This window comes from Bacillus sp. FSL K6-1284 (genome assembly GCF_038002625.1).
Classification (GTDB): Bacteria; Bacillota; Bacilli; order Bacillales; family Bacillaceae; genus Bacillus; species Bacillus paralicheniformis.
Genome location: NZ_JBBOCW010000001.1, coordinates 827,400 through 848,361, shown reverse-complemented (window position 1 = coordinate 848,361; position 20,962 = coordinate 827,400). Strand labels below are relative to the sequence as shown.

22 protein-coding genes are annotated in these 20,962 nt (G+C 45.9%); 11 read left to right on the top strand and 11 right to left on the bottom strand.

Going from position 1 to position 20,962, the window contains the following annotated elements:
• Positions 1 to 133 precede the first annotated feature (133 nt).
• Both MHB72_RS04190 and MHB72_RS04185 read right to left on the bottom strand, forming a co-directional pair.
• Entirely contained in the window at positions 134 to 1,546 is a 1,413-nt protein-coding gene (locus MHB72_RS04190) for an alanine/glycine:cation symporter family protein (RefSeq protein ID WP_216921143.1), read from the bottom strand.
• A 70-nt stretch (positions 1,547 to 1,616) separates the two neighbouring features.
• Complete coding sequence (locus MHB72_RS04185) at positions 1,617 to 1,994, bottom strand: DnaJ family domain-containing protein (RefSeq protein ID WP_020450542.1); 378 nt, start codon at positions 1,992 to 1,994, stop codon at positions 1,617 to 1,619.
• A 262-nt stretch (positions 1,995 to 2,256) separates the two neighbouring features.
• Here MHB72_RS04185 and MHB72_RS04180 point away from each other — a divergent pair, with 262 nt between their 5' ends.
• From MHB72_RS04180 to MHB72_RS04165, 4 genes are all read left to right on the top strand, one after another.
• Positions 2,257 to 4,218 (top strand): LTA synthase family protein, encoded by a 1,962-nt coding sequence (locus tag MHB72_RS04180; RefSeq protein ID WP_023855758.1) that lies wholly within the window; start codon positions 2,257 to 2,259, stop codon positions 4,216 to 4,218.
• Positions 4,219 to 4,342: 124 nt separating this feature from the next.
• Complete coding sequence (gene map / locus MHB72_RS04175) at positions 4,343 to 5,095, top strand: type I methionyl aminopeptidase (protein WP_216921145.1); 753 nt, start codon at positions 4,343 to 4,345, stop codon at positions 5,093 to 5,095.
• Positions 5,096 to 5,178: 83 nt separating this feature from the next.
• Complete coding sequence (locus MHB72_RS04170) at positions 5,179 to 5,334, top strand: hypothetical protein (protein WP_020450539.1); 156 nt, start codon at positions 5,179 to 5,181, stop codon at positions 5,332 to 5,334.
• A 130-nt stretch (positions 5,335 to 5,464) separates the two neighbouring features.
• Positions 5,465 to 5,596, top strand: a complete 132-nt coding sequence (locus MHB72_RS04165; RefSeq protein ID WP_003179731.1) for a DUF2639 domain-containing protein — start codon at positions 5,465 to 5,467, stop codon at positions 5,594 to 5,596.
• A gap of 40 nt (positions 5,597 to 5,636) precedes the next feature.
• Here the strand turns inward: MHB72_RS04165 and MHB72_RS04160 are convergent, their stop codons facing one another.
• Entirely contained in the window at positions 5,637 to 6,287 is a 651-nt protein-coding gene (locus tag MHB72_RS04160; protein WP_035336959.1) for an MOSC domain-containing protein, read from the bottom strand.
• A 111-nt stretch (positions 6,288 to 6,398) separates the two neighbouring features.
• Between MHB72_RS04160 and MHB72_RS04155 the strand changes: the two genes are divergently transcribed.
• From MHB72_RS04155 to MHB72_RS04145, 3 genes are all read left to right on the top strand, one after another.
• Positions 6,399 to 6,671, top strand: a complete 273-nt coding sequence (locus tag MHB72_RS04155) for an acylphosphatase (protein ID WP_020450537.1) — start codon at positions 6,399 to 6,401, stop codon at positions 6,669 to 6,671.
• A gap of 107 nt (positions 6,672 to 6,778) precedes the next feature.
• Entirely contained in the window at positions 6,779 to 7,063 is a 285-nt protein-coding gene (locus MHB72_RS04150; protein ID WP_020450536.1) for an autorepressor SdpR family transcription factor, read from the top strand.
• Positions 7,060 to 7,698 (top strand): SdpI family protein, encoded by a 639-nt coding sequence (locus tag MHB72_RS04145; protein ID WP_020450535.1) that lies wholly within the window; start codon positions 7,060 to 7,062, stop codon positions 7,696 to 7,698. The genes MHB72_RS04150 and MHB72_RS04145 overlap by 4 nt, the downstream gene beginning before the upstream one ends.
• A 40-nt stretch (positions 7,699 to 7,738) precedes the next feature.
• On the opposite strand, the gene MHB72_RS04140 is transcribed toward MHB72_RS04145, so the two are convergent.
• The 4 genes from MHB72_RS04140 to MHB72_RS04125 all read right to left on the bottom strand — a co-directional run bounded on the left by MHB72_RS04140 (position 7,739) and on the right by MHB72_RS04125 (position 12,660).
• Positions 7,739 to 8,773, bottom strand: coding sequence for a glycosyl hydrolase family 18 protein (locus MHB72_RS04140; RefSeq protein WP_216921148.1), 1,035 nt, complete (start codon positions 8,771 to 8,773; stop codon positions 7,739 to 7,741).
• Positions 8,774 to 8,788: 15 nt separating this feature from the next.
• Complete coding sequence (locus MHB72_RS04135; RefSeq protein WP_216921150.1) at positions 8,789 to 9,886, bottom strand: nitric oxide synthase oxygenase; 1,098 nt, start codon at positions 9,884 to 9,886, stop codon at positions 8,789 to 8,791.
• Between the two features lie 128 nt (positions 9,887 to 10,014).
• On the bottom strand, positions 10,015 to 11,658 hold the full coding sequence (locus MHB72_RS04130; protein WP_216921152.1) for a M14 family metallopeptidase: 1,644 nt from the start codon (positions 11,656 to 11,658) through the stop codon (positions 10,015 to 10,017).
• A 207-nt stretch (positions 11,659 to 11,865) separates the two neighbouring features.
• Positions 11,866 to 12,660 (bottom strand): MBL fold metallo-hydrolase, encoded by a 795-nt coding sequence (locus tag MHB72_RS04125; RefSeq protein WP_216921154.1) that lies wholly within the window; start codon positions 12,658 to 12,660, stop codon positions 11,866 to 11,868.
• A gap of 104 nt (positions 12,661 to 12,764) precedes the next feature.
• On the opposite strand from MHB72_RS04125, the gene MHB72_RS04120 reads away from it, so the two are divergent.
• Entirely contained in the window at positions 12,765 to 13,547 is a 783-nt protein-coding gene (locus tag MHB72_RS04120) for an MBL fold metallo-hydrolase (RefSeq protein ID WP_216921156.1), read from the top strand.
• Between the two features lie 45 nt (positions 13,548 to 13,592).
• Here the strand turns inward: MHB72_RS04120 and MHB72_RS04115 are convergent, their stop codons facing one another.
• The 3 genes from MHB72_RS04115 to MHB72_RS04105 all read right to left on the bottom strand — a co-directional run bounded on the left by MHB72_RS04115 (position 13,593) and on the right by MHB72_RS04105 (position 16,213).
• Positions 13,593 to 14,171 carry a VanZ family protein gene (locus MHB72_RS04115; protein ID WP_216921158.1) on the bottom strand — a complete coding sequence of 193 codons (579 nt, stop codon included), beginning with the start codon at positions 14,169 to 14,171 and terminating at the stop codon, positions 13,593 to 13,595.
• A 147-nt stretch (positions 14,172 to 14,318) separates the two neighbouring features.
• Positions 14,319 to 15,755, bottom strand: coding sequence for an anion permease (locus tag MHB72_RS04110; protein ID WP_039073282.1), 1,437 nt, complete (start codon positions 15,753 to 15,755; stop codon positions 14,319 to 14,321).
• A 110-nt stretch (positions 15,756 to 15,865) separates the two neighbouring features.
• On the bottom strand, positions 15,866 to 16,213 hold the full coding sequence (locus tag MHB72_RS04105; RefSeq protein WP_020450524.1) for a general stress protein: 348 nt from the start codon (positions 16,211 to 16,213) through the stop codon (positions 15,866 to 15,868).
• A 195-nt stretch (positions 16,214 to 16,408) separates the two neighbouring features.
• On the opposite strand from MHB72_RS04105, the gene MHB72_RS04100 reads away from it, so the two are divergent.
• Together MHB72_RS04100 and MHB72_RS04095 are read left to right on the top strand one after the other, a co-directional pair.
• Positions 16,409 to 16,792, top strand: coding sequence for a YfmB family protein (locus MHB72_RS04100; RefSeq protein WP_020450523.1), 384 nt, complete (start codon positions 16,409 to 16,411; stop codon positions 16,790 to 16,792).
• Between the two features lie 50 nt (positions 16,793 to 16,842).
• Entirely contained in the window at positions 16,843 to 17,871 is a 1,029-nt protein-coding gene (locus MHB72_RS04095; protein ID WP_095292898.1) for an NADP-dependent oxidoreductase, read from the top strand.
• A 43-nt stretch (positions 17,872 to 17,914) separates the two neighbouring features.
• Here the strand turns inward: MHB72_RS04095 and MHB72_RS04090 are convergent, their stop codons facing one another.
• A complete protein-coding gene (locus tag MHB72_RS04090; RefSeq protein ID WP_216921160.1) occupies positions 17,915 to 19,045 on the bottom strand; it encodes a DEAD/DEAH box helicase in 1,131 nt (376 codons plus the stop codon).
• A 137-nt stretch (positions 19,046 to 19,182) separates the two neighbouring features.
• Between MHB72_RS04090 and MHB72_RS04085 the strand changes: the two genes are divergently transcribed.
• Positions 19,183 to 20,739: an ABC-F family ATP-binding cassette domain-containing protein gene (locus MHB72_RS04085; RefSeq protein WP_020450520.1), complete on the top strand. Its 1,557-nt coding sequence runs from the start codon at positions 19,183 to 19,185 to the stop codon at positions 20,737 to 20,739.
• The last annotated feature ends 223 nt before the right edge of the window (positions 20,740 to 20,962 follow it).

The following is a 20,962-nucleotide window of genomic DNA, read 5'->3' as shown; positions in this document are numbered from 1 at the left end:
TGTATTCTTGTATATACAAGCAGTCAACATATTTTTATAGCGCTTTCAAAATAAAAAAAGCCCGGCCGTTCCCTTCATAAAACGAAGGACAGCAAGGCTTCCTCCGATTTATGAAGGGAACAACCGGCTGAGATCATAAATTGTTCACTTTTTCATCACGTTCATCAGCGCAGTCCTGCTGACCGATGTCTTTCAAATAATACTTTTCTGATGTAAAAAACTCATCATATAAAGACCTTACTTTTTTGCTCAAGAGCAGCACCGCCAAAATATTCGGAATAAGAATGAAAACGAGCGCAAGATCAAGGAATCCCCATATTGCCTTTGCTCCTCCGGCAGCCCCGATGATGACGGCGCCCAGATAGACGAATTTAATCATATGCCCCGCGAGCCGTCCGAACAGAAATTCAGCTTGTTTTACTCCGTAAAAAATGACCACTGTGATCGTTGATAAGACAAAGAAAACGAGCGAGACGGAGACGAAGTATCCGCCCACAGGGCCGAAATAGCTGCGGAATGCGGCTGCCGCCAGTGCTCCCGGATTGCTCGCCGCATTTTCACCGGTCCAGACGCCTGATGCGAGCACGACGAAGGCTGTGGTCGTGCATATCAGCAGCGTATCGACCACAATGCCGATCACCGCCCAGAATCCCTGTCTCACAGGGTGGTCGGTCATCGCCGCCGCGTGGGCGATCGGCGCCGTCCCCATCCCGGCTTCGTTGGAATAAAGTCCACGTGCAAATCCCCAGCGAACGGTTTCAGCAACCGCCGCACCTGCAAAGCCGCCGAGTGCCGAAGAAGATGTAAACGCATTCGAAAAGATGAGAGAGAAAAATGCGGGTACAGAAGAAAGGTTCATGACGACAATCAGGAAACCGGCCCCGATGTACGCCCCTGCCATAAGCGGAACCGCAAGCTCTGTCACTTTTCCAATCCGTTTAATCCCTCCGATCACCACTAAACCGATCAAAAAAGCAATCCCGATTCCGGTGTATAAACGATTGAATGAAAACGACTCAGCTAATGATGCGGAAACCGAATTTCCCTGCACCATGATGCTCGGAACGAGCTCGATCATCAGCGCGACCGAAAAAAAGACGCCGAGCCATTTCATAGAGAGTCCTTTTGTAATGTAATACATCGGCCCCCCGACATATTCACCTTCTTCGTTTTTTTCTCTGTAGTGGACGGCGAGGACGCTTTCCGAAAACTTGATCGCCATGGCAAACAGAGCGACCAGCCACATCCAAAACACGGCTCCCGGACCGCCGAACATGATCGCCGCAGGCACACCGACGATATTGGCGGCGCCGACTGTTGAGCTGAGAGCCGATGTCAAAGCTTGCAACGGTGTAACCGTCCCTTCTCCTTTCGGCTTTTTGCCGACGCTTCCGATCGTCTGCTTAAAGATATAGAGAGGATAGCGAAATTGAAAAAATTTCAGCAGGATCGTTAAATAGACTCCCGTCCCTGTCAGCAGTATGATGAGCGGCGGCCCCCAAAGCCAATCTGATATGTATTCAACCCAGTTCAACAATCGTTCCATCCTATCACCCTTTTATTCGTTTATGGGTCAATACCACTATAGGACAGAAATAAACCTGCTCAGCGCTTTTTTATTTCCCGCTGAGCCTTCGGTACACTTTTTCTTTATAAAACGCTGAGGCAGGTTTGGAAAACATGCCTTTTTTATCGGCGAGCCTGTCGAGCCTGAGCCGCGTTTCTGTTTTTCTCTCAATTAAACGATCGCGCTCGTCTTCATCCGCGCACTTTGCGATTAAGTCGTCAATTGTCATCAGCTCTTTCTTCAAAGCCCCTTCATCCCCCGTCATTCCGGCGTTTTTCATCACCCGGTAAGCCATGCGGAGATGCTCTGGAACATGGGCGGCATCGTCTTTTTTCAAAGGTTTCCCCATTCCCGGAAGCCCTTCGAATTCGCCGTCCTTAATGGCCCGCTTAATCTTATCTTCTGAAACAATGCTCGAAAAATCCATGGTCTACATCCTCCCCTTTCGTTCATATACTAACAACAGTCTGCCATAAAGATGCGTTCCCGCCAATGCAAGACAAGCGTAAAATATTCCCAAATGTTTTTCAGAAAACTGTAAAACCCTGATTTACCAGGGGTTTTGCGCTTCTTTTCACAAGGTTGATTTCCGCTTTTCTAAATCGGTATTTCATGGTATATTTTATACATTCGTTTTTTTCTTTCGTTCCGATGGTTTTTTACTGATCCGGAAAAAAGGAGTGTAACAATTGAAAAGATTTATTAAGGAAAGAGGTCTTGCCTTCTTCCTGATAGCCGCCATATTGCTATGGCTGAAAACTTATGCTGCGTATGTAATTGAATTTAATTTAGGAATAACCAACACAGTACAACAGATTTTGCTTTTTGTGAATCCGATTAGCTCAAGCTTGTTCTTTCTTGGATTAGGACTCTTGTTCAAGAAAAAAATACAGCAGACAGCGATTATAGTGATTCATTTTTTAATGTCTTTTTTGCTATATGCAAACGTCGTATACTACAGATTTTTCAGCGACTTTATCACGCTGCCTACGATCATGCAGGCAAAAACAAACGGGGGGCAGCTCGGGGACAGCATCTTCTCGCTCATGCACCCGCTTGATGTTTTGTATTTCATCGATACCTTTATTTTAATCGGGCTGGCTGTTTTCTATAACAGACCTTCTGAAACAACAACGAAGCGCCCGTTTAAAATTGTGATGGGAACAAGCATCCTTGTCTTCCTCGTCAACCTGGCCGTTGCCGAGATTGATCGTCCGGAGCTTCTGACCCGTTCTTTTGACCGCAACTACCTTGTGAAATATTTGGGGACCTACAACTTCACAATCTATGATGCGGTGCAGAATATCAAGTCAAACAGCCAGCGCGCACTGGCAAGCTCCAGCGACGTGACGGAAGTAGAGAACTATATTAAAGCCAATCATGATAAGCCGAATGCCGAATACTTCGGAAAAGCGAAAGGCATGAACGTGGTTTACATTTCACTGGAATCACTTCAGACGTTCGCGATCGACTATAAGATCGACGGCAAGGAAGTCACGCCGTTCTTAAATTCACTGGCGCATGACAATGAAACGTTTTATTTTGATAACTTTTTCCACCAAACAGGACAAGGTAAAACGTCTGACGCGGAATTTATGATGGACAACTCGCTGTATCCTTTATCACAAGGGTCAGTGTTCATTAATAAAGCGCAAAACACACTGCAGTCGGCTCCGGCCATTTTGAAGTCTCAAGGCTATACATCAGCGGCATTCCACGGCAACTACAAAACGTTCTGGAACCGCAATGAAATGTATAAAGCCATCGGTTATGACAAATTCTTTGACGCTACGTATTACGATATGAGCGAAGATAAAACGAAAAACTACGGATTGAAAGATAAACCGTTCTTTGAAGAATCAATGCCGCTGTTGAAAAGCCTGAAACAACCGTTCTATACGAAGTTTATCACCCTTTCGAACCATTTTCCGTTCGAGATGGATGAAGGCGATACAGACTTCCCTGCCGGCGATACCGGCGACAGCGTCGTTGACCATTATTTCCAGTCGGCCAACTACATGGATCAGGCCATTGAACAATTTTTCAACGATCTGAAAAAATCCGGACTGTATGATAATACGATTGTCGTCATGTACGGAGACCACTACGGTATTTCGGAAAATCACAACAAAGCGATGGCCAAAGTATTGGGCAAAGACATCACACCGTATGAAAATGCCCAATTGCAAAGGGTTCCGCTGTTCATCCACGCGCCTGGGGTCAAGGGAATCAAATCCAATAAATACGGCGGCGAAGTCGATGTAGCCCCTACCCTGCTTCATTTGATGGGCGTGAATACGAAAGATTACCTGATGAGCGGTTCAGACCTTCTGTCACCGGAACACCGTGAAATTATTCCGTTCCGCAACGGCGATTTCGTTTCTCCGGAATATACGAAAACGAACGGAAACTACTACGACACGAAAACAGGAGAGCTTCTGAACGAAAAAGACATCGATCCGAACATCGATGAGTCCGTGAAAAAAGAACTCGAAATGTCGGATAAAATCGTCGACGGAGATTTGCTGCGCTTTTATAAACCGAAAGGCTTTAAAGCGATCAACCCGAGCGACTACGACTACACCAACCACAATCCGAAAACATCAGAATCTGATGCGGCGCAAACTACGAAATCAGATTCCGGACAATAAACAAAAAGCACCCGCTTCATTAAAAGCGGGTGCTTTTTTGGTCTTGAAGCCGCGCTGTTCCTTTTTCGCAAGCAGATATGGTAAGCTTGAAATAGAATATAAAAAAAGAAAGCGGGAATGAATTGTGATTGTAACAAATGACCAAGAGCTGGAAGGGCTCAAGAAAATAGGCAGAATCGTCGCTTTAGCCAGGGAGGAAATGAAGGCAAAAGCAGCACCCGGCATGAGCACAAAAGAGCTGGACCTCATCGGTAAAGAAGTGCTTGAGGCTCATGGCGCCGCATCGGCTCCGGAAAAAGAATACGATTTCCCAGGAACGACGTGCATCAGTGTGAACGATGAAGTCGCCCACGGCATCCCAAGCGAATCCACGATTTTAAAAGAAGGGGATTTGATCAACATCGACATCTCCGCTGAATTTGGCGGCTACTATTCTGATACTGGCATTTCATTTGTACTCGGAAAAGGCGATGAAACGCTGCACAAGCTTTGCCAAAGCGCGGAAAGCGCATTTCAAAAGGGACTTTTGCAGGCGCGCGCCGGCAAGAAACAAAACCAAATCGGCAGAGCCGTATACAATGAAGCAAAAGCAAACGGATTTACCATCATTAAAAACCTGACGGGACACGGGATTGGAAAGAACCTCCATGAAGCGCCCAACCATATCTTAAATTACTATGACCCGTTTGATAATGCGCTCTTTAAAAACGGAACCGTCATCGCCCTTGAGCCGTTTGTTTCCACAAAAGCCGAGCATACCATCGAAGCCGGAGACGGCTGGACATTCAAAACGCCTGACGGCAGCTTTGTGGCACAGATCGAGCATACAATCGTCATTACGAAAAACGAACCGATCATTTTAACACAGCTTGACTGATTACGTGAAAAAGCCCGGCTCATAGAAGTCCGGGCTTTTATGCTAAAATAAAAGACAAACTGTGCCGAAAGGAGCTTTACCGCATGCTGTTTGCCATCATCGGGCTGATCTTTTTCATCGAGAGCATCCTGTTAATCGTATATGCTCATAAAAAAAAGAACGGCTTCTTAAAATATATCGGAATCGTCCTCAGCATCTCGATCATTGTGATGATCGTCACCAGTTTGACACACGGCTGAAGCCTTCCTCAAACTTCCAAACTACGACGAAAGACTCAGTTTTTAAAAATTGCCGCCTATCCCTTTTCAGCGTTTTTCTATAGATGTTAGAATTCCAATTGCATCGAATTATAGAAGGGAGTTTTCTGCCATGCATTACGGAAGCAAAGGCTGGTATGTAGAAGAACTGAAAAAGCTGGGAATGACAAAGTATGAAGGAAGAAAACTTCAAAGCTATAAAAAACACTTTTTGGCCAACCTGCTTGAAAGCGTCAAAAAATAAACATGTTAAAGCCGTGCTCCTTTTCGGACACGGCTTGTTTTTATGCGCTCAGCTCCTTTAAAAATGAGCTTCTCCAGCTTTCCGACAGCGCTTCAACCTCAAGGATCTTCCGAATGGCGGGGTGATTGCCCCTGTCATGGTACATCAAATGGTTGGCGTACGAAACTGTGGCTTCATGCGCATCTCTTGAAACGAGCTGCAGCCCGGAATCGGGCGCAACGATTCCTTCTTCGAGAACCCTGAAATAAAATCCGCTGAACCCGGTGTCCCTCACCTGTAACACCATATCTTTTTGATTCAGCCGTTTGGCAAGCTTGAAACAAGGCTGGCGCGGCTGGCTGACTTGAACAAGAGCCTCCCCCAGCTTGAAGATATCACCGATGCACACATCTTTTTCGGTGAGCCCTTTAACCGTCACGTTTTCTCCAAATGCCGCCTCCGGCAGCTTCCGCTTCAAGACGCTTTCCCAATACATGTAGTGGTCCGCCGGATAGACGCAAACCGCTTTATCCACTCCTCCGTGGTGAATCAGATCCGCCTGCCCGTCCCCTTCAAAATTCGTACGGCTCAAATATACGGGTCCGCCGACAGGCTCCTTCACGATTGCCGTTTCCACCTGTTTTCCGTCGAATTCGTATGTGTGCGGACGGCCTACATGAATAGATAAAATTTCATACTCCTGATGCTCCAAAACCTCACGCCCTTCCTTTATTTTCATATTTTAACGATTTATCCGAAACATGTCTATCCCATGATCTCAAAATGAGAAATATGGTAGCATAAAAGAAAAGGAGTGTTCTCGATGCTTCAATACAGAATCATTGTAGACGGACGCGTTCAGGGCGTGGGATTTCGCTATTTTGTTCAAATGGAAGCAGATAAGCACAAATTGACCGGCTGGGTCCGGAACCGCGACAACGGCACAGTTGAAATCCGCGCCGAAGGTCCCGAGGAAAGCCTGAAGCCATTTTTAAAAGCGATTCAAAAAGGAAGTCCCTTCTCAAAAGTAACGGACGTGAATGTCGAAGAAACAAAAGAGATTGACGGATTCCACAAGTTTAATATCAGCTATTGAAAAATCCGCCGGAGATGGCGGATTTTTCAAACGAATCTTGACTAAATTCCTCTTTTATTTTAGTATTTAGTTAAATAGCTAAATACTTAATTCCAAGGATGCTGAATATGAACCAAACCTTTAAGGCTCTAGCTGACCCGACGAGAAGAAAAATTTTAAATCTGCTGAAGGATCGGGATATGACCGCCGGTGAAATATCTGACCAGTTTCAAATGTCTAAACCAAGTATATCTCAGCATTTAAAAATTTTAAAACAGGCTGAATTAATTCAAGATGAAAAAAAAGGCCAATACATCATTTACTCGCTGAACACCACAATATTTCAAGAAATCATCGGCTGGGCTTTCAGTTTTACTGAGCAAGCCGGCAAAGATAAAGGGGATGCCAAATGAGAAAACACATCTTTTCACTCGCTATAATCGCCATAAATCTAATCATGTGGGCCATCGCTTATCCGCACATTTCCGATCAAGTTCCAATTCATTGGTCATTTTCGGGAGAAGTCGACAGTTATGCTTCAAAAATGGAAGCAATGCTTATCATGACCGGGCTGCTCGTTTTTGTGTATGTGTTGATGTTCTTAACGCCAAAAATCGATCCGCGCAGAAAAAACTATCAGCTTTTTTCAAAGACTTATTACCTTCTCATCAATGCCATGCTGATTCTATTTTCCCTGATCAACGTGCTTGTAATCATGACAGGGCTCGGGTATGATCTGCCCGCTGGCAGCATTGTACCGGTTCTAGTAGGCGCTCTACTCATTGTCATAGGCAATTACCTCCCGAGAATCCGCTCAAACTTTTTTTTCGGGATCAAAAACCCTTGGACATTGAGCAGCGATTCAATCTGGAAAAAAACCCACAGATTTGCGGCGAAAGTATTTACTTTAGCAGGACTGCTGATCATCGCGGACGGATTGTTATCTATCAGCCCAGAAATCATGCTTCCGGTTATTTTGGCAACGGTTTTCGCGCCCTATATTTATTCTTATGTCCTGTACCGGAAAGAAATCAATATGAAAAGCTGACATGAGAATAAATGAAAAAGAAGGCTCCGAATTGGAGCCTTTATTTTATTCCCTTCCGCACCGCCTGCCAAAAAGAGGCCGATTCATGTCCCATCGAGTAGACGGAAACTCCTGCGATTTTATATCGCATGGCCAGGCGGCTTTTCGCCGCAATCGTTTTTTCATCTTCATACCAAACGACATGGCGGTGTTTGTGTTGATCTGTATAAGAAAATCTCATCGACCCCGATCTTTTATCATATACAGGCTTAGCCTTCACTTTTTTCTTAAGCGCCTTCACGTCGTTCCACTGCTTCAATTTGCTGTTCTTTCGGGATGTTAAATCCCAATCATTCCCGTATGAGGGGATGCCCATAATGACTTTTTCGGCTTTGATCGTTTTCACCGCATATGCTAATGAGCTTTTGACCCAGTTCATTCCGGCAACAGAGCCCGGCTCGCTCCAGATCCCGTGTTCATCGTAGGTCATGACTTGAACATAGTCAGCTGATTTTCCGATTTCCGCATAATCATACGGCAAGCTCCATCCATCTTTTCGGTCATCTGCACTCTTCGCCGGTACCGAAACCATCGTTTTGATCTTGTGTTTTTTCAAAGCGGCTGCGACATGACGGATGAAGCTTGAGTATTTAGTTCTCTCGTTCGGCTTTACAGCTTCAAAATCAATATTAATTCCGGTAAACGACTGCTTCTTCGCAAGCGTAATAAGCTGTTCTGTAAAGTGCTGCCGCGCCGTTTTGTCGGACATGACCGTTGATGCCAGATTCCCGTCAAAATCGTGAATGGATTCGTTGTAGTTTGAAATGACCGCCCACGTCTTGAGGCGTTTCTTCTTTGCAAACGATAATTGTTTTTTCGGAGTGTCTCCGATGATATCTCCTTTTTGATTAAACGCGTAGGTGTCGAGAGCTGCGGCATTGATATAGTGATGGTATGCCGTCAGCGATTGATAGGAAGCTGCTTCCCCTGTTGTATAGCCGAGTACGATTTTGGCCGCTTTTGCTTCTGTTTCTGTATATGTAAGCATCGTTAAACATACAGCGAATACGCTGCATAGCAAGTAGATTTTTCTCATTGTCTATTCGTCCTCTCAATCGTTCGAATAAGGCTTTTCCTGATAAAAGTAATTCGGTTTAAGCGTTTTATTTTCATAATAGCTGTGAAAGATATGGGTCGCTGCTGGCGATAACGGCGGAATCAGCCACGTCCAGCTTGCTGAAAGCTCCCTTCCCGCTTCAGCCTCCTGCTCCTCGAACCGCTTGAATTGGCTTGCGGCAGTATGGTGGTCAACAATGCTGACGCCGGCTTTTTTATAGGAGTGAAGCACCGCAGTATTTAATTCAACAAGCGCCTTGTCTTTCCACAGCGAAGTATTCCGCTCCGTGTCAAGTCCCATAATGGTTGCCACTTTTCCGAGCACATTATAGCGGTCTGTATCCGCGAGGTTGCGTGCTCCGATTTCTGTTCCCATATACCAGCCGTTAAACGGGGCGGCATTATAATGAATCCCTCCGACCTCGAGCTTCATATCGGCTATAATCGGCACACCGTACCACTTCAGCCTCAAACTTTTGAAGCCCTCGATCTCCGGATGTTCAATCCGGACCTCTTTGACGATTTCACGAGGCAGCTCATACCACACAGGGGGACAGCCATCTATTTGAAATACAAGCGGCAAAACGTCAAAAGGCGTACCTTCGCCTTTCCAGCCGAGCGCTTCACACGCTTTTGTCAGTTCCAATGACGCCGGATCGCCGATGACACCTTGCTCAGTTTCATACCCTGCATACCTGATGAGCTGATGGTTCCAAATGGACACTTTTTTTTGTCCGTTTTGTTCCGGGGGGAAAACCGTAATGAACGGCCTGATTTTCCCTTCGTTTGTCGCAAGCTGAATATGGCGAAAAAGCGCATCCCGCACCTCTGCCTCGGTTTGAACGCCTCTTTGATCGATGACAGTAAGAGAGTGCCAAAACAGCCGGCCGATGCAGCGGCTGCTGTTTCTCCACGCCATTTTCGCGCCATGTTCGATTTCTTCTAATGTATGTGTATAGCTTCCGGTTTCTCTGATTTCTTCGTCTATTTTATGTAAGCGCATCCTTGTTTCTTCTTCGGACTTCGACAGTTCCCCGTAGCAGAGCTTGATGAAGGTCTTGGCTTCCCTCCATAATTCTTCATATGATTCCAACCGGATTCTCTCCTTCCAGATTTCAGACTGATATTTATTGTATAGGTTTCAATCTCAGTTTAAAACCATTATGTATGAAAAGACAAAAAACCGCTAAAAAGCATCCGTCAAAGACGGATGCCTGATGATTATTCCTTAATGTTAAGCGTTTTGGTGTTCAGCATGAAGCGGTAAACCGGCAGCTGTTTGCCTGTTTGAGAAGGGATGTAACCCGTGCTTACATAACTGTCAACCGATTCCGGCTCAAGCGCAATCGACAGCAAATTGCTTTGCGGCTGTGCTGTAAAATAGATTTTTGTTCCTTTTGGAAACTCTTTTTTCTGTTTTTTAAGCTTCGTTTCCACCTTGATCACAGGCCGGCCCTCAGATTCTCCCGATGTTTCTTTCGATAAAACCTCATACGCTTCAGCGGTGAGCTTTTGTTTGAAAGGAAGTGTCACGCTTTTTAATCCCTGATCCTTCAGCTTCTGCTCAATATCTTGATGGCCCGGAAGGACAAGGTAAGCGGTCGGACGTGTTCTTGACAGCACAGGGACGGCTTCCGAAGCGCTGTAATATTGGACAGGAACGTCAACTGCTTGTCCTGAAGCGATATCAGCGACTTTCAGCGTTTCTTTATACGGCCCTGCAAACTCACTGTTGATGACCACTTGGTCTTTATCGCTCACTTTTGCACCATTTTTTATCAGCTTTAATTTTTCTTTGGCGACAAGGCGCTTGATCTCGGCTGCATGCTTCACTGTCGTGTCGATGATCGTCTCATGCGTAGCAACCTGAGCCGCGACTCTTCTTGCAAAATTTTCGCGTCCGATGTCTATCCCCCTGCTTTCCACTAGGAAGGAAAGAGCAGGCTGGAGGGCGAATGCATTACGCCCGATTCTCGCTTCTGTACCGCCTTCATAGATTTCGATTTTTCCGTCCTTGCTTTTTCCTGACGTATAATACGCATCATTAGAAAATCCTTTTTCATCAAGTTTAGCTCTGACACCGTTCACATAAAGGCTGTCAGACGCATGCCTGATCGATTCGGGAATATTTAAATTTTTTCCTGATAAAATTAAAATATCATGGTATTTTAATGACCCTTTTTCGCCTATGCTTTGAAATTCGTTTTGGCCGACACCGTATTCATGGGCATCGATAACGACTTCAGGCGAATACTTGTTGAATTCTTGATGAATGGCGCGGACTTCTGGAGATTCGAGCTTGACATGATCCCTGTTTCCGTCGATTCCGCTCGCCAGCCGTCTGTTAAACTGATACGAGCCGTCAGGATTGACCCGCGGAACGACGATAACATTGATCTTGTCCAACACTTTGTCGCCATACGGTCCAGCCAGTTTTTCAGCCATCGCCAGGGCCGATTCTCCCGCTGCCGGCTCATTTCCGTGTATCTGTCCTTGCAGCCAGACGGTCGGTTTTTTTGATATGGAACGTATCTGCTTGTCCTTTGTGAAGTAGAGCACGGGAATATTTCTTTTTTCAATTGAAAAACCGATATTCCCGATTTTGACATTCGGGCTTTTCTTTGTCAGACTGGTTATAAACTTCATCATTTCTTCTTGTGTCGTAAAGGCTTCCCCTTCTTTCACAAAAGCAGGGGTTGAGAATGGTTCTTCCGGCTCCGGATATAATGATGACACTTGCTCTGGCTGAGTATAGTTCTTTCCATAGTAAGGGGTTTCCGCAGCGTGTACCGCATCGGACAGCATCAGTCCTGCAAACATTGCCGAAGCTGCCAGCAAAGCTTGGACCCTTTTTTGAATTTTCATCTTTTCTCAGCTCCTTTCAGGCATACCTGCATTATAAATGAAATATCAGCCTTTTTTGTCTAAAATTTCAGAAAATGATTCCTTTGGTACACATCAACATCCGGAATATAGAACGATGGATGGCCATCATCACATGTAAATAGTTAGTTTTTCCCTATAAAAAAACATTCAGCCTGGCTGAATGTTTTAAGGGCAGCATATGGCATTTTACGAATCAGAAGCGGGCAAGCGGTCTGACAGATCAAGGAGCTCTTCAGAAAAATCGCTTCCTTTCATCGGTACACCGTGTCCTGTCAACAATGCAGCCGGTTTTAATCCTGCCAGCTTCCGAACCGATTCTGCCGCTTTTGTCCAGTCCATTGTGAAATAAGCCGGCGGTCCGTTCAGCTCCTGCTTTTGAATCGCCACTTCAAATAGAGACTCCTGCTCAACAGTTGTAACGGCGTCTCCTGCGATCAAAGTTCTGTCCGACTGCCGGAAAAGCGAAACATGACCCGGTGTATGTCCCGGCGTCTCAATCCATTTCCACCCTTTAAGAAACGGAAGCGAACCATCTTCAGAAAGCTGCTTTACATGGGACGAAATGTTGATTGAGTGCCTCGGAAACAACGGAGACATCTTTGCAACCAGCCCGCTTTTTACTTGCGGTTTGGCAGGCGGATAATCGGCTTTTCCCGTTAAATAAGGCATTTCTTTCTCATGGGCGTAAACCGGAACCGGCCATGTTTCGAGAAGACCTTCCAAAGCGCCGACATGGTCGAAATGTCCGTGCGTCAAAACGATTGCTTTTAGGCTAAAATCGCCGAACCGCTCCTTTGCCTCTCTTAAAATAAATGGAGCGGACTTGGGCATTCCGGCATCGATTAAAACGGCTTCCCGCGAATCGGGATCGAAAATAAAATACACATTGACGATTTGCACCGTCAAACCGAATACGCCTTCGGCATACTCTTCCAGGACCCCGCTGTTGATGGATGTCAAAGGCATGTAAGGATCACTCATTATGTTCACCACACTCACTTATCATATATTTTATTACTTTGCACATTTGACTTGAGGATATGCATGGATAAGCACCTTTGAAAAAATGAAGGAGGGACAAACCAATGGGAGATGGTCAATGGTTTACTGTAACAGAGCTTGATGAATCCACATATGCGATCAGCGAATACGGGCATTGGGAAAATGTGCACTCTTACTTGCTGATTGGGGCGAAGGAAGCCGTTTTAATTGATACAGGTCTTGGTATCGGCAGCATGAAGACGGTAACGGATAGTCTGACCGATCTGCCGGTCAGCGTCATCACAACCCATGTCCATTGGGATCACATCGGAAGCCACGGTGAATATCAGCGCATTTACGTTCATGAAGCCGAGAAAGACTGGCTGACGGATGGAATCAAAGGGCTTCCGATCGAGCACATTCGCCGCGATGTCTCTCGAGATATCACTAAACCTGTACCGGCCGGCTTTTCCGCTGAAACATACACCCCGTTCAGAGGTGAACCGTCGGTAACGCTGCAAGACGGCGACACAGTCGGCTGCGATTCAAGGCCGCTCGTTATTTATCATACGCCCGGACACTCCCCGGGGCATATCTGTATCTTTGATCCGGCGTCAGGCTACTTGTTTACCGGCGACCTGCTGTATACCGGAGCCCCCATCTATGCATTCTACCCGACGACTGATCCGGTCCAATTGATTCAGTCACTTGAAAAAATCTCGGCTATCGGGCGCGTGAAAAAGGTTTTCGGCGGGCATCATCAGCTCGGTCTTAACCCTGACATTTTGCAGGAAGCCGGGCATGCGGCACTGCACTTAAAGAAACACGGGCTGGCAAAACACGGCACAGGCATGCACCGATTCAAGAACCTGAGCTTTCAATTTTAACTAAAAAAGATGATTGCCCTGGCGGGAACCATCTTTCGCACTTCTTCAAAAATGCAGATCTTTTCGGCGGGAACCTGATCCTTTAGCTCTGAACATGAAAGACGTCAGGCAGAAACCGATTACACCGCCGGCCGTATTTAAAATTAAATCATCCACATTAAAGGTTCTCGCCATTATGAATCCAGTCACAGATAGCACAAGCTGGAGACTCTCAATCAAAAAGCTTGTCAAAAAAACAAAAACCGCCGCTTTTTTCAGCGGAATTTTCCTCCATAGAACGGAAAGATACACACCTAAAGGAATGAGCAATAAAACATTAAAAAATGTAAGCTTGACAGAATTCCAAAAAAACCAATCAAACCCGCTCTGCTGATGCATTTGCACCCATTCAGCGACAAAATAAAACGGAATGAGCTGAATGTTCATTTGAGCGTATGCCGGCTGCGGCGGAATGTTGATTCCGCCTATCGTATAGTGATAAACGATGCTCAAATAAACAATAAAACTGGCAAACACCATTTTTCTAAAAAAACTTGTTTTTTCTCGATTCTTCACAATGTCGTACAAAAAGTAGACGATTGCGCACATGAAACCGAGTAGCATTAAATTAACTGACCAAAACATTAATATCCCCCTTACGTCACCATCGTTCAGTGCATACCAGTTATAACTGACTGAAATGCACACTTTTTCGACCATAAATTGTGGAATTTCAAATCAACTGCTTCAAAATAAACATAAAAAAGGACAGGATCTCTCCTGCCCTTCATTTTACCATATACCCAACAATTTCCACCATAGCCCTCCGACAACAAGCCATGTCACAATATGAACAATCGACAGGATAAAGCCGATTGACCACCATTTGCTTTGCGGGATATAGCCGGCCCCGAAAAAGACGGGTGCCGCTCCAGCTCCGTAGTGTGTCGTCGAAGCAAAAAGGTTGCTGAAAAACGCAAGGCTTAATGCTGCGAGGAGCGGCGGAGCGCCTGCAGCGATAATCACGGCGAGAAAGGCCGAGTACATCGCGCTGATATGAGCGGTTGCACTCGCAAAGAAATAATGCGAATAATAGTAAACCGCAATTAAAATGAGAAATGCGCTGACCCAGGAGAATCCTGAAACATACGATTTCATCGCATCGCTGAACCAGCCGACCATGCCGAGTTCATTCAAGAAGCTCGCCAGCATGACGAGCGCGGCAAACCATGTCAGCGTATCCCATGCGCCTTGCTCTTTCTTAATATCGTCCCACGTCAGAACCTGTGTCAAAAGCAGGACGGCTAAACCGATCAATGCCGTTGTCGTTGCGTCAATTTTCAGGTTTCCGCCGAAAATCCATAAAAAAAGGACGAGCAAAAAGACCGCGACCATCGAGAGTTCCGATTTTTTGAACGGGCCCATTTCTTTCAGCTTCTCTGTTGCGATTTTCGCCGCATCAGGTGTTTCTTTCACCTCAGGCGGATACAGTTTATAAATGACAAGCGGGGTGATGATCAAGCTGACAAGTCCCGGGACGATGGCCGCCACAGCCCAGCTTGTCCAGGTCAGATTCACACCTGCCACATCATGGGCAAGTTTGGCAATCAGCGGGTTTGCCGCCATAGCCGTTAAGAACATCGCTGAAGTGATCAAGTTCCCCTGAAAGCCCACCTTCAGCAAGAAAGCGCCAATGCGCCGTTCCGTGCCGTCCTTGGGCGTTGACTGAAAAGTTTCGGATAACGAACGGATAATCGGAAAAATAATTCCCCCGGCCCGTGCGGTATTACTCGGGATCGCCGGCGACAAAATCAAATCGCTGACAAGAAGTGAATACGAGAGTCCGAGTGTTTTTTTGCCAAACATCCGCACAAATAAATAGGCGATTCGCGCACCTAAACCGGTTTTAATGAATCCCCGTGAAATAAAAAAGGCAATGACGATCAGCCAAATCGTCTTGTTTCCAAAACCGCTGAGCGTTTCTTCAATCGACAGCGTTCCGGTCAGCGCCGTGACCGCCAATGCGAATACGGCGATTGCCCCCATCGGCAGCGGTTTTGAAATAAAGCCGATAATCGTTGCCACAAAGATTGCAAATAAGTGCCATGCTTTCGGGTCCAATCCGGCGGGCGACGGAATAAACCAAATCACCGCTCCGACTAAAATCGTGACCGCAAGAGGAATGATGTTCAATGCCGATTTTTGTTCTGCATCTTTTTCTTTAGCCAAAACCTTTTCCTCCTATTCATATCGCTTTTGTTTATTATTCTACTCCTTTCGTGCTATCATTCAAATTTTATTTTATTAAAAAAACTGCCGACCTTGTCGGCAGTTTCAATTTATACCCAGGATTTCACTCTTTCATGATCCGTGACAAAGAGGAGGACTTTTCCTTCATCAAGCTGCTTCTCGAATTGTTCTGCTTCCTGTTTTGAAAAGCCGATCTCATGAATTTTATTGCGAAGTTCGTCCCCTTTTTTGTTGAAGATATTGCCCACGGCATTTTTAAGGCCTGTCTCTTCGGCTCCGATCGTATTGGCATCCGCGTTGTCCGCAAGTCTTTCAGTACGGTCGTCATCATGTGACAGAACGTAAATATCTTCTCTTGCAACTCCGATTTCCCTGAGTTCCTCAACATCCTTCATCAGTTTTTCATCATTAGTATATTGTCTTACTACTGGTTTCATATGAATCTCCTCCCTTTTTTCATGTTGTATTTAACACTTACCCTTTGTTTGCGCGGCTAAACGGATGAATGCTCTGTCATGACATTTTCATTTCAATGTTACAATTGTTATAAATTTTCAGATAAAACGTTTGAAAGGATTGCCAATTCAGGTACATTACAAATAGACAAGGCTTTGAGATGGGGTGATTGAAGCGTGTATTATTTTTCACCGGAACAGCAATATAACGCATGGATCATTAGCGATTTGGTCAAGCAGATTTTTTCAAGGGAAGGTCATCAAGAAGTTGATACTCATCGATTTGAATCTTTTGCCGCCAGACGATTCGGCATTAATATCGATTACGTCTTTTCAATCATCATGAACATCGGCGATCCGGAAGAAAGGAGAACGGCAAGCAGCACCGAAGACCTCCTCTCTTCATATCTCCTGTCATTGCTTCCTTTTATCACAAAAGACATGTTTCAATTTTCGAGAGAAAATGCCAATCAATATCTTTTAAATGAAAGAAATGCTGATGTTTTTCATCTTTTTCTGCCCGATTCTGTGCTGAAAAAAACCTTTCATGCAACCCGCTGATCTTTTGCTAAACCTCTTTTTTACGTGGTAAGTTATAAGTAAAAGGAGGAATCATTATGTCGCAAAAACAAATTGAACTCGCAAGACGTCCGCAGGGCATACCTGTTATGGACGATTTTCGCATAAAAGAAACGGAAATTCCGGAAGCAAAAAACGGTGAAGTGCTTGTAAAAACGCTTTATGTCTCAGTGGACCCTTATATGAGGGGAAGAATGCAGGACACGAAATCCTATGTCGAGCCATTTCCGCTTGATAAAGTAATCACCGGAGGCGTGATCGGCGAAGTGATATCTGCAAAAGGAGACAAGCTCAAAAAAGGGGACATTGTTTTGGGCCGCTTGGGCTGGCAGGAGTATTCAGCGGTTCGCGAAGACAATCTGCAGAAAATCGATCCGTCCCTCGCGCCTGTTACCGCTTTTCTTGGGATTCTCGGCATGACCGGTTTGACGGCTTATTTCGGACTTTTGGACATCGGACAGCCAAAAGCCGGTGAAACGGTTGTTGTCTCCGGGGCCGCCGGAGCAGTCGGCTCCGCCGTCGGACAAATTGCCAAAATTAAAGGGGCGAGAGTCGTCGGTATTGCAGGCTCTGACGAAAAAACGGCATACTTAAAAGAAAAGCTCGGTTTTGATGAAGCAATCAATTATAAAACAACGGAAAATATGGCCTCCGCGCTTGAACAAGCTTGTCCGGACGGTGTCGATGTTTACTTTGACAACGTCGGAGGCACGATTTCAGATGCTGTCTTCCCCCTGCTCAATAAGTTTGCACGAATTCCGGTTTGTGGGGCGATTTCTTCTTATAACGTCAAAAGCGCAGAAGATGATATGGGGCCGCGTGTACAAACGGCCTTAATTAAAACAAGCGCCCTGATGAAAGGATTTGTCGTCAACGATTACAGGGACCGCTTTCCTGAAGGAACCAAACAGCTCGCCGAATGGGTCAAAAGCGGGCAGCTTCAATATGAGGAAACGATAACAGAAGGTTTCGAGCGGATACCTGAGGCATTTTTAGGCTTGTTTGAAGGAAAAAACCTCGGCAAACAGCTGATCAAAGTCGCCGATTCCGACAATGCCTGAGCATTCATATAAAAAAGAGGCCTGCCGGCAGCAGGCCTCTTTCTTATCTTTCAATAATCCGTCCTCTTTCATACACGATCCGCTGAAGCGGGATTTCAAGCTTCTTCGCCAGCTTTTTCAGCCTTTCCTCTTCAATGCGGTTGACAAGGCTGATCACGGTTCCTTCATTCCCCGCTCTTCCCGTCCTTCCCGACCGGTGGATATAGCCTTCAATGTTTGGCAAATCGGCGTGGATGACATAAGGGAGATCTTCGATGTCGATTCCGCGCGCTGCGATATCGGTCGCGAGAAGCAGTGTGAATTCACCTGCTTCAAATGCCTGCAATATTTTGGCGCGCTCGATTTTTTTTGCCTCGCTGTGAAGGACGCCGATGTCGACATGATGAAATTTGAGCTTTTCGGCATACACGTTTAAGTTGCCGATGTCTTTGACAAAGACGAGCGCCTGCATACCTGGAAGCCGCGAGAATTTTTGCAGGATCTTCACCTTATCCCGCTGGTCGCATACGAGAAATTGGTGTTTGATTTTTGCAGATTCTTCTTTCGACCTCTTGATCCTGAGAACTTCCGCTTCTGTCGTCATACCGCGGAGCTCGCGTTCGGCGTCGTCTTTTAAAGTCGCCGAAAAACAGAGGAGCTGCCTGTCGCGGAGCGTCGATTTGATGATGCTTTGTATCGTCCCGCGATGCTCCGGCGTAAGCAGATGATCGGTTTCGTCAAGGACGATCGTCTTCACTTCATGCATTTTCAGTTTTTTCATTTTAATCAGCTCAAATACGCGTCCAGGTGTGCCCGCAATGATGTGCGGGTGTTTTTTCAGCTTTTCCAGCTGCTTTTTAACATTGGCGCCGCCGATCAGGGAAGCGGCTCTGATATCCGATCCTTTTTTCCATTCGACGATCACATCAAAAATCTGCATGACAAGCTCGCGGGACGGAGCCAAAATCACAGCTTGCACGTTCTTTTGATCCGCCTCCAGCTTTTCCAGAATCGGCAGGACGTAAGCGAGCGTTTTGCCTGTTCCAGTCGGCGACTCGGCGATCACGTCACGCCCGTCCAAAATCAGATCGACTGCATTTTTTTGGACACTCGTCGGCTCTTGAAAGCCCGATGCCTTCCAGTTTTCTTGAATAAACGGTTTTGCTTTATTTAAAAATGGCCATCTTTCTGTCATGTTTTTCTCCTTTTATCAGGTTGATTCTGCTCCTAGTATCTCAAAACAAAAGCGGCTGCGCAATTTTTCTTTTATTGTTCCCTCTGAGTTCGATATAATCTTATAGAATACAGATTATATTTTTTGAGGTGCAAAACATGAGTTTACTTACAGTCACAAAGCTGAGCCACGGTTTTGGGGACCGGGCGATCTTTCATGATATATCCTTTCGCTTGCTGAAAGGGGAACATGTCGGTCTCATCGGAGCAAACGGCGAGGGAAAATCGACCTTCATGAATATCATTACAGGCAAACTTGAGCCTGACGAAGGAAAAGTGGAATGGTCCAAAAAGGTCCGGGTCGGCTATCTTGACCAGCATACATCACTTGAGCGCGGACAAACAATCCGCGACGTGCTCAGAAACGCTTTCCATTATTTATTTGCGATGGAAGAAGAAATGAATGCCATCTACACAAAAATGGGCGAGGCTGACCCCGATGAGCTTGAAAAGCTTCTCGAAGAAGTCGGAACGATCCAGGACGCCCTGACCAACAACGACTTTTACGCGATTGACGCAAAAGTTGAAGAAATCGCCCGCGGCCTCGGGCTTAACGATCTCGGCCTTGACAGGGATGTCGCGGATTTGAGCGGCGGCCAGCGGACAAAGGTGCTGCTTGCCAAACTGCTCTTGGAAAAGCCCGACATCCTGCTGCTCGATGAGCCGACAAACTATCTGGACGAACAGCATATCGAATGGCTGAAACGCTATTTGCAGGAGTACGAGAACGCCTTTATTTTGATTTCTCACGACATTCCGTTTTTAAACAGCGTCATCAATTTGATCTACCATGTGGAAAACCAGGAGCTGACCCGCTATGTCGGCGACTACAACCAATTCCGCGAAGTATACGAAGTGAAAAAACAGCAGCTTGAAGCAGCCTACAAGAAACAGCAGCAGGAGATTTCGGAGCTGAAAGATTTCGTCGCCCGCAACAAAGCGCGCGTCAGCACAAGAAATATGGCGATGTCCCGGCAAAAAAAGCTCGATAAAATGGATATGATCGAGCTCCCTTCGGAAAAACCGAAGCCTGAATTTCATTTTAAACAAGCAAGAACATCCGGAAAGCTGATTTTTGAAACGAAAGAGCTCGTCATCGGCTATGATGAGCCGCTGTCCCGTCCGCTGAACTTGAGAATGGAGCGGGGCCAAAAGATCGCTCTGTACGGAGCCAACGGCATCGGAAAAACGACATTGCTGAAAAGCCTTCTGGGTGAAATTTCACCACTGTCGGGAGAAGTCGAACGCGGCGAACACCTTCATATCGGCTATTTCGAGCAGGAAGTCAAAGAGACCAACAACAACACATGCATAGAAGAAGTGTGGAACGACTTTCCGTCCTTTACACAGTACGAAATCCGCGCGGCTCTGGCGAAGTGCGGACTGACGACAAAGCATATCGAAAGCAGGGTATCCGTATTAAGCGGCGGGGAAAAAGCAAAAGTCAGACTATGCAAGCTTATCAATTCGGAAACGAACCTGCTTGTACTCGATGAACCGACAAACCACCTTGATGTTGAAGCAAAAGAAGAATTAAAAAGAGCTTTGAAAGAATACAAAGGCTCCGTCCTGCTCATCTCTCACGAACCTGAATTCTATATGGACATCGCGACAGAAACATGGAATTGCGAGTCATGGACAACGAAAGTTTTATAAACAAAAAAAGCTTGTTTCCTTTTAGGGAAACAAGCTTTCAGATTGTTGACAAAATCCCAAAACGGCTTTTTGTTTTGGGATTTTGTCATCCTTTCTGCGTGATTGAAAACCTTTGCAGTCTAGGAAGGCCGAGCATCGGAGCGGACTTTCACAGGAGGTGATGACGGCGACGTTCAGGCAGGACGCCTGGGCGGTTAGTCGCCGATCCTTCCTCTATTCGTGA

What these genes read in the sequence shown, in the direction of transcription:
- MHB72_RS04190 (WP_216921143.1), bottom strand. Translation starts at nt 1,546, where the DNA reads ATGGAACGATTGTTGAACTGGGTTGAATACATATCAGATTGGCTTTGG.
- MHB72_RS04185 (WP_020450542.1), bottom strand. Translation starts at nt 1,994, where the DNA reads ATGGATTTTTCGAGCATTGTTTCAGAAGATAAGATTAAGCGGGCCATT.
- MHB72_RS04170 (WP_020450539.1), top strand. Translation starts at nt 5,179, where the DNA reads ATGCTGTTTGCCATCATCGGGCTGATCTTTTTCATCGAGAGCATCCTG.
- MHB72_RS04165 (WP_003179731.1), top strand. Translation starts at nt 5,465, where the DNA reads ATGCATTACGGAAGCAAAGGCTGGTATGTAGAAGAACTGAAAAAGCTG.
- MHB72_RS04155 (WP_020450537.1), top strand. Translation starts at nt 6,399, where the DNA reads ATGCTTCAATACAGAATCATTGTAGACGGACGCGTTCAGGGCGTGGGA.
- MHB72_RS04150 (WP_020450536.1), top strand. Translation starts at nt 6,779, where the DNA reads ATGAACCAAACCTTTAAGGCTCTAGCTGACCCGACGAGAAGAAAAATT.
- MHB72_RS04145 (WP_020450535.1), top strand. Translation starts at nt 7,060, where the DNA reads ATGAGAAAACACATCTTTTCACTCGCTATAATCGCCATAAATCTAATC.
- MHB72_RS04140 (WP_216921148.1), bottom strand. Translation starts at nt 8,773, where the DNA reads ATGAGAAAAATCTACTTGCTATGCAGCGTATTCGCTGTATGTTTAACG.
- MHB72_RS04130 (WP_216921152.1), bottom strand. Translation starts at nt 11,658, where the DNA reads ATGAAAATTCAAAAAAGGGTCCAAGCTTTGCTGGCAGCTTCGGCAATG.
- MHB72_RS04125 (WP_216921154.1), bottom strand. Translation starts at nt 12,660, where the DNA reads ATGAGTGATCCTTACATGCCTTTGACATCCATCAACAGCGGGGTCCTG.
- MHB72_RS04120 (WP_216921156.1), top strand. Translation starts at nt 12,765, where the DNA reads ATGGGAGATGGTCAATGGTTTACTGTAACAGAGCTTGATGAATCCACA.
- MHB72_RS04115 (WP_216921158.1), bottom strand. Translation starts at nt 14,171, where the DNA reads ATGTTTTGGTCAGTTAATTTAATGCTACTCGGTTTCATGTGCGCAATC.
- MHB72_RS04105 (WP_020450524.1), bottom strand. Translation starts at nt 16,213, where the DNA reads ATGAAACCAGTAGTAAGACAATATACTAATGATGAAAAACTGATGAAG.
- MHB72_RS04090 (WP_216921160.1), bottom strand. Translation starts at nt 19,045, where the DNA reads ATGACAGAAAGATGGCCATTTTTAAATAAAGCAAAACCGTTTATTCAA.
- MHB72_RS04085 (WP_020450520.1), top strand. Translation starts at nt 19,183, where the DNA reads ATGAGTTTACTTACAGTCACAAAGCTGAGCCACGGTTTTGGGGACCGG.